5 protein-coding genes, 4 tRNA genes and 1 rRNA gene are annotated in these 6,234 nt (G+C 49.8%); 2 read left to right on the forward strand and 8 right to left on the reverse strand.

All coding sequences use genetic code 11. The features are described from left to right. Position 1: 1 nt before the first annotated feature. The 5 genes from tuf to BM427_RS25010 all read right to left on the reverse strand — a co-directional run bounded on the left by tuf (position 2) and on the right by BM427_RS25010 (position 1,737). Positions 2 to 1,186 carry an elongation factor Tu gene (gene tuf / locus BM427_RS24990; RefSeq protein ID WP_090127228.1) on the reverse strand — a complete coding sequence of 395 codons (1,185 nt, stop codon included), beginning with the start codon at positions 1,184 to 1,186 and terminating at the stop codon, positions 2 to 4. A gap of 114 nt (positions 1,187 to 1,300) precedes the next feature. Next, positions 1,301 to 1,376: transfer RNA gene (locus tag BM427_RS24995), tRNA-Thr, on the reverse strand. A gap of 6 nt (positions 1,377 to 1,382) precedes the next feature. Continuing rightward, a tRNA-Gly gene (locus tag BM427_RS25000) sits at positions 1,383 to 1,457 on the reverse strand. 111 nt (positions 1,458 to 1,568) lie between these two features. Continuing rightward, positions 1,569 to 1,653, reverse strand: a tRNA-Tyr gene (locus tag BM427_RS25005). Between the two features lie 8 nt (positions 1,654 to 1,661). After that, positions 1,662 to 1,737: transfer RNA gene (locus tag BM427_RS25010), tRNA-Thr, on the reverse strand. A gap of 328 nt (positions 1,738 to 2,065) precedes the next feature. Here BM427_RS25010 and BM427_RS25015 point away from each other — a divergent pair. Then, positions 2,066 to 2,614: a GNAT family N-acetyltransferase gene (locus tag BM427_RS25015; RefSeq protein WP_090127229.1), complete on the forward strand. Its 549-nt coding sequence runs from the start codon at positions 2,066 to 2,068 to the stop codon at positions 2,612 to 2,614. A gap of 202 nt (positions 2,615 to 2,816) precedes the next feature. After that, entirely contained in the window at positions 2,817 to 3,767 is a 951-nt protein-coding gene (gene coaA / locus BM427_RS25020) for a type I pantothenate kinase (RefSeq protein ID WP_090127230.1), read from the forward strand. Positions 3,768 to 3,794: 27 nt separating this feature from the next. Here the strand turns inward: coaA and birA are convergent, their stop codons facing one another. The 3 genes from birA to rrf all read right to left on the reverse strand — a co-directional run bounded on the left by birA (position 3,795) and on the right by rrf (position 6,076). Then, the gene (birA, locus tag BM427_RS25025) at positions 3,795 to 4,757 is read right to left on the reverse strand and encodes a bifunctional biotin--[acetyl-CoA-carboxylase] ligase/biotin operon repressor BirA (protein ID WP_090127231.1); all 963 of its coding nucleotides are present in this window, start codon (positions 4,755 to 4,757) and stop codon (positions 3,795 to 3,797) included. Continuing rightward, entirely contained in the window at positions 4,754 to 5,782 is a 1,029-nt protein-coding gene (murB, locus tag BM427_RS25030) for a UDP-N-acetylmuramate dehydrogenase (RefSeq protein WP_090127232.1), read from the reverse strand. Before murB ends, birA begins: the two co-directional genes overlap by 4 nt. A 178-nt stretch (positions 5,783 to 5,960) precedes the next feature. Further along, a 5S ribosomal RNA gene (rrf, locus tag BM427_RS25035) occupies positions 5,961 to 6,076 on the reverse strand. Positions 6,077 to 6,234: the final 158 nt, after the last annotated feature.

The following is a 6,234-nucleotide window of genomic DNA, read 5'->3' on the forward strand; positions in this document are numbered from 1 at the left end:
ATTAGCTGAGAACTTTTGCTACAACGCCCGCGCCAACGGTACGGCCGCCTTCACGGATTGCGAAACGCAGACCATCGTCCATCGCAATCGGGTGAATCAGGGTAACAACCATTTTGATGTTGTCGCCCGGCATTACCATCTCTACGCCTTCCGGCAGTTCGATGGTGCCTGTCACGTCAGTTGTACGGAAGTAGAACTGCGGACGGTAGCCTTTGAAGAACGGAGTGTGACGGCCGCCTTCGTCTTTGGACAGGATATAAACTTCAGATTCGAATTTGGTGTGCGGCTTGATAGAACCCGGCTTAGCCAGTACCTGACCACGTTCGATTTCTTCACGTTTGATACCACGCAGCAGAACACCGACGTTCTCACCCGCACGGCCTTCGTCCAGCAGTTTGCGGAACATTTCAACACCAGTACAGGTGGATTTCGCGGTATCTTTGATACCAACGATTTCAACTTCTTCACCCACTTTGATGATACCGCGCTCTACACGACCGGTAACAACGGTACCACGACCGGAGATGGAGAATACGTCTTCGATCGGCAGCAGGAACGGCTTGTCAATCGCACGTTCCGGTTCCGGAATGTAGGTATCCAGGAAGCCAGCCAGTTCAATGATTTTCGCTTCCCACTCTGCTTCGCCTTCCAGCGCTTTCAGAGCAGAACCACGAACGATCGGCGTGTCGTCGCCCGGGAAATCGTACTGAGACAGCAGTTCACGAACTTCCATCTCAACCAGTTCCAGCAGCTCTTCGTCATCAACCATGTCACATTTGTTCAGGAACACGATGATGTACGGAACGCCTACCTGACGACCCAGCAGGATGTGCTCACGGGTCTGCGGCATCGGGCCGTCAGTCGCAGCAACAACCAGGATCGCGCCATCCATCTGCGCAGCACCGGTGATCATGTTTTTAACATAGTCGGCGTGCCCCGGGCAGTCTACGTGCGCGTAGTGGCGACTCGGGGTGTCATATTCAACGTGAGATGTGTTGATGGTGATACCACGAGCTTTTTCTTCCGGCGCGTTATCGATCTGGTCGAATGCGCGAGCAGAACCACCGTAGGTTTTTGCCAGAACGGTAGTGATTGCAGCAGTCAGCGTTGTTTTACCATGGTCAACGTGGCCGATAGTACCGACGTTAACGTGCGGTTTTGTACGTTCAAACTTTTCTTTAGACATCGATTGTCCCTCTAAGACACGGATAAATCGGTGATATCACCACATCAACCAGGCAACACGCCCGACTTGTTGAATGCTAAATAACAGAAGAAAAACCGGGGAGGAGAAATGAAGTGGTGCTGATACCCAGAGTCGAACTGGGGACCTCACCCTTACCAAGGGTGCGCTCTACCAACTGAGCCATATCAGCACATCGTGGAGCGGGCAGCGGGAATCGAACCCGCATCATCAGCTTGGAAGGCTGAGGTAATAGCCATTATACGATGCCCGCATCCTGAAACTCGGCTACCCAGTGCTTCTGTATTGTCGGGAGAAGATTCTCTCCCTAAGAGCTGATTCACAACTGACACCAACTCTGGTTACGTTTTAGCGTAACCGAAAATGGTGGTGGGGGAAGGATTCGAACCTTCGAAGTCTGTGACGGCAGATTTACAGTCTGCTCCCTTTGGCCGCTCGGGAACCCCACCGGACTTGATGGTGCCGACTACCGGAATCGAACTGGTGACCTACTGATTACAAGTCAGTTGCTCTACCTACTGAGCTAAGTCGGCATCAAGTAGCGCGCATTCTAGGGAGACAGAGGAGTTGATGCAACAAAAAAATTGCACAAAACGCTCTATCGCTCACATTTTGCACGACGCCTTATATAAACGCTGTAATTTTACGCAGTTAAGTATAAAAAAACAGCACTACGTTCCGCAACTTTGCGCCAGTAAGCCCCCCTCTAATCGCGACAACATCGGGCATCTCTTCGGTGCAGCCGCGTTAACATGGTGCAAAAAGCCATCGCCATAGTGAATATCTCTGAAGCCGGACACAGATTGTGTGTTGGATCACTAATTGCATCGCTTTAGGCACCAACTCAATGGAGGTTTTACGATGAAAATTGTCTTGTTAAACGCAGCTACTTTGCCAGTCTATTGTCCAGAACTCGCTGAATTGCTGCTTGATGCACTTCATAGCGGGGCCTCCATTGGGTATCAACGCACGATTAGCCAGCAGGAAGCAGAAAGCGCCTTCTCGCGGTTACGCAGTGAACTGGAAACAGGTGAACGCCTGATCTGGATTGCACGCGATGAGCAGGGGGTTGCGGGCAGCGTTAGTCTGCAGTTCCCCATGCAACCTGAAGCACTGAACAGGGCCAACATAAAATTATTACTGGTACACCACCGAGCACGGCGCACAGGTATTGGGAAGAAGCTCCTGGCCGAGTTGGAAAAAACAGCCTGCATGCGGCAGCGCGGTCTGCTATGGCTGGAAACACCGTCAGGTTCTGCTGCAGAAGCATTTTATCGTTCGCAAGGATATCGCTGCCTTGGGGAAATCCCCGATTATCTCTGCTCAGCAGATGGTTATTACCAACCAGCAGCCATTTACTTCAAACGTTTATTTGCGGTGAATCAGTGTGTTCGTTCTATTGCCAGTTGATGTACAGAGCGTGATGCTTCCGAGGGAAAGCATCACGCAGGCGAGATTTTTCATATTATTCCCTGTCATCTGGTGTTAACCTCCTGCCCATTGATCCCACTTATTTCAATAACGTCTAGCCATAGCATTACCTTGAGAGACTCTCTTTCACTACGTACTGGAAACCTACGTGATGAGGGGTAATAGCGGGCAGATAAAGCTTATGAGTAAAAAAGAGCAAACGTTAATGACGCCTTACTTACAGTTTAATCGCAGCCAGTGGGCTGCTCTTCGTGATTCAGTTCCGATGACGCTTACCGAAGGCGAAATCGCACGATTAAAAGGCATTAATGAAGACCTTTCTTTGGAAGAAGTTGCGGAGATTTATCTCCCCCTTTCTCGTTTACTCAATTTCTATATCAGTTCGAACCTGCGCCGCCAGGCCGTACTTGAGCAATTTCTTGGGACGAATGGCCAACGCATTCCGTATATCATTAGTATTGCAGGCAGCGTAGCGGTTGGTAAAAGCACTACCGCCCGTGTGCTACAGGCACTACTGAGTCGCTGGCCTGAACATCGCCGTGTTGAACTCATTACGACTGATGGTTTTTTGCATCCTAATCAGGTACTGAAAGATCGTGGGCTAATGAAGAAAAAAGGTTTCCCGCAATCTTATGATATGCATCGCCTGGTGCAGTTTGTTTCGGATATTAAATCCGGGGTGCCGAATGTCACAGCGCCGGTTTATTCGCACCTTATATATGACGTGATTCCGGATGGGGATAAAACGGTTACCCAGCCTGATATTTTAATTCTCGAAGGGTTGAATGTATTACAGAGCGGCATGGATTATCCTCATGACCCGCATCATGTATTTGTCTCCGACTTTGTCGATTTTTCTATTTATGTTGATGCACCGGAAGATCTGTTACAAGCCTGGTATATCAACCGCTTCCTGAAGTTCCGCGAAGGCGCATTTACCAACCCTGATTCCTATTTTCACAATTATGCGAAATTATCCGAACAGGAAGCGATTGAGATCGCCTTGTCACTGTGGAAAGAAATTAACGGCCTAAATCTTAAAGAAAATATTTTACCAACGCGCGAGCGGGCCAGCCTGATTATGACTAAAAGCGCTAACCATGCGGTTGAGCAGGTTCGTTTACGTAAATAAATAAAGGGAGCATTCCGCTCCCCTTTTTTATTCTGCGCTACGTAGTGAAATCTCTCCGCCGACCCAAGGTTTTATAACTCCATCCCGTTCAAGCAGTAGTGCTCCTTGCTCATCAATACCACGGGAAATACCTACAATTTCTTTCTCACCGATAATCAGTTTTACCGGGCGATTAATAAAATTATCCAGTTTTACCCAGCGAGAAAGGAACGGAGCAAGCCCTTCTTGCTCAAAGCATTTTAGCGCGGTGCGTAATTCACTAACCAGACGTATAGCGAGCATGTTTCGATCGATGCGAACGCCAGCTTCCTGCAGGTTAATCCAGCTCTGGCTGATGTCTTCAGCCTGTGCTTTACGCATCATCAGATTAACTCCAGCACCAACCACGATCTGTGCCGCATCACCAGTTTTGCCGGTTAATTCGACGAGGATGCCCGCCAGTTTACGATCCTGAAGGTAGAGATCGTTTGGCCATTTAACCCGCACTTCAGCGGCGCCTAAATCGCGTAAAACTTCAGCCATTACAATACCTATTACCAGGCTTAAGCCGATCGCCGCTGCTGGCCCTTGATCCAAACGCCAATACATAGAGATATAGAGATTCGAACCGAACGGAGAGATCCATTTGCGACCACGGCGACCACGACCTGCCTGTTGATATTCCGCCACACAGGCATCACCTGAATGCAGCTCATTAAGGCGATCCAGCAAATACTGATTTGTTGAGTCAATTACCGGTAAAACAGCAATATTCCCTTGGGTAATACATGAACGGATCAATGCTTCATCCAGAAGCTGGATAGGTTCCGGTAAACTGTAACCCTTACCCGGAACAGTAAAGATTTCGATTCCCCAGTCACGGAGGGTCTGGACATGTTTATTGATTGCCGCCCGACTCATTCCCAGGCGTTCGCCCAACTGCTCGCCAGAATGGAATTCGCCATCTGCCAGAATAGAAATCAGCGTTAACGGAACGGTATTATCCTTCATGCAATCGTCTCCACGGCATTCACCTCACCGGCGCAGCCGATAAAACGCACTTCCGGCTCTAGCCAGACATTAAACTTCTCGCCTACGCGCTGGCGCACAAGATGAGCGAGTTGCACCACATCATCGCTTGTAGCCTGCCCGGTATTTATCAGCACCAGAGCTTGTAAATGATGGATCGCTGCACCACCAACAGTCGCACCTTTCAGCTGACATTGATCGATTAGCCAGGCAGCCGCCAGTTTTACGGAACCGTCAGCTTGAGGATAATGCGGAGCCTCAGGAAAAGCGGAGAGTAAGGAGCCCGCCTGTTCAGCGGTGATCACCGGATTTTTAAAGAAGCTACCAGCATTCCCGTTAACTTTTGGGTCCGGTAATTTGCTGGTACGCATATGGCATACAGCGTCAAAGACATCTTTCGGTGTGACTGTCGCAGGATCAAGCCGGGTCAGGTCACCGTAGGTCAGTACCGGTTGCCAGTTTTTTGCCAGACGCAAACCGACCGCCGTAATGGCATAACGATCCTGGTACTCATGTTTAAAGATGCTATCGCGATAGCCAAAACGACAAGCCTCTGCGGACAAACGCTTAGATTCACCACTGCTGAGTTCCACACAGTCGACATAGTGGCAGACGCGCTGCAACTCGATTCCATATGCACCAATATTCTGAATCGGTGAACTCCCCATACAACCCGGAATAAGCGCCAGATTCTCAAGACCCGGCATTCCGCGTTCAAGAGTTAGTTGTACCAGGTGATGCCAGTTTTCGCCCGCACCAACGTGTAGATACCATGCATCGGCTTCTTCACGCACCTCAATACCCATAATACGATTGATAATGACCGTTCCGGAAAAATCTTCGAGAAATAGCACGTTACTGCCTTCACCCAGAATTAGTACGGCCTGCTGGCTCTGTAACGCGTCCTGCCATGCATTGAGCAGTTGCTGCGACGTTTCGGCACAAACAATATGGCGGGCATTCCGATCAATACCAAAGGTATTCCATGGCTTAAGGGAGTGATTCATTAGCGGTATCCTGATGCAAAAACACGGCTAAGTTTACCGTATCCAGGTGACGAGCGCTTGTGGTGTTTATGGCAGGCATAAAGCAAAAAAGCCCGGTGCCTGCGCACGGGGCTTTCCTGTCTGTTCCGCCGCAACGCAAAAAGGCCATCCTTCCGGATGGCCTCTTCACCTGTTTGATGCCTGGCAGTTCCCTACTCTCGCATGGGGAGACCCCACACTACCATCGGCGCTACGGCGTTTCACTTCTGAGTTCGGCATGGGGTCAGGTGGGACCACCGCGCTAGTGCCGCCAGGCAAATTCTGTCTGTCAGTATCCCCTCAGGCATACCAACTTAATCTGTAATCTCGCTGAAAATCTTCTCTCAATTCCGCCAAAACATCTTCGGCGTTGTAAGGTTAAGCCTCACGGTTCATTAGTACCGGTTAGCTCAACGCATCGCTGCGCTTACACA

It is taken from the genome of Kosakonia arachidis, assembly GCF_900116535.1.
In the GTDB taxonomy this organism is placed as follows: Bacteria; Pseudomonadota; Gammaproteobacteria; order Enterobacterales; family Enterobacteriaceae; genus Kosakonia; species Kosakonia arachidis.

Coding starts and splice junctions, on each gene's coding strand:
- tuf (WP_090127228.1), bottom strand. CDS start 1,186: ATGTCTAAAGAAAAGTTTGAACGTACAAAACCGCACGTTAACGTCGGT.
- BM427_RS25015 (WP_090127229.1), top strand. CDS start 2,066: ATGAAAATTGTCTTGTTAAACGCAGCTACTTTGCCAGTCTATTGTCCA.
- coaA (WP_090127230.1), top strand. CDS start 2,817: ATGAGTAAAAAAGAGCAAACGTTAATGACGCCTTACTTACAGTTTAAT.
- birA (WP_090127231.1), bottom strand. CDS start 4,757: ATGAAGGATAATACCGTTCCGTTAACGCTGATTTCTATTCTGGCAGAT.
- murB (WP_090127232.1), bottom strand. CDS start 5,782: ATGAATCACTCCCTTAAGCCATGGAATACCTTTGGTATTGATCGGAAT.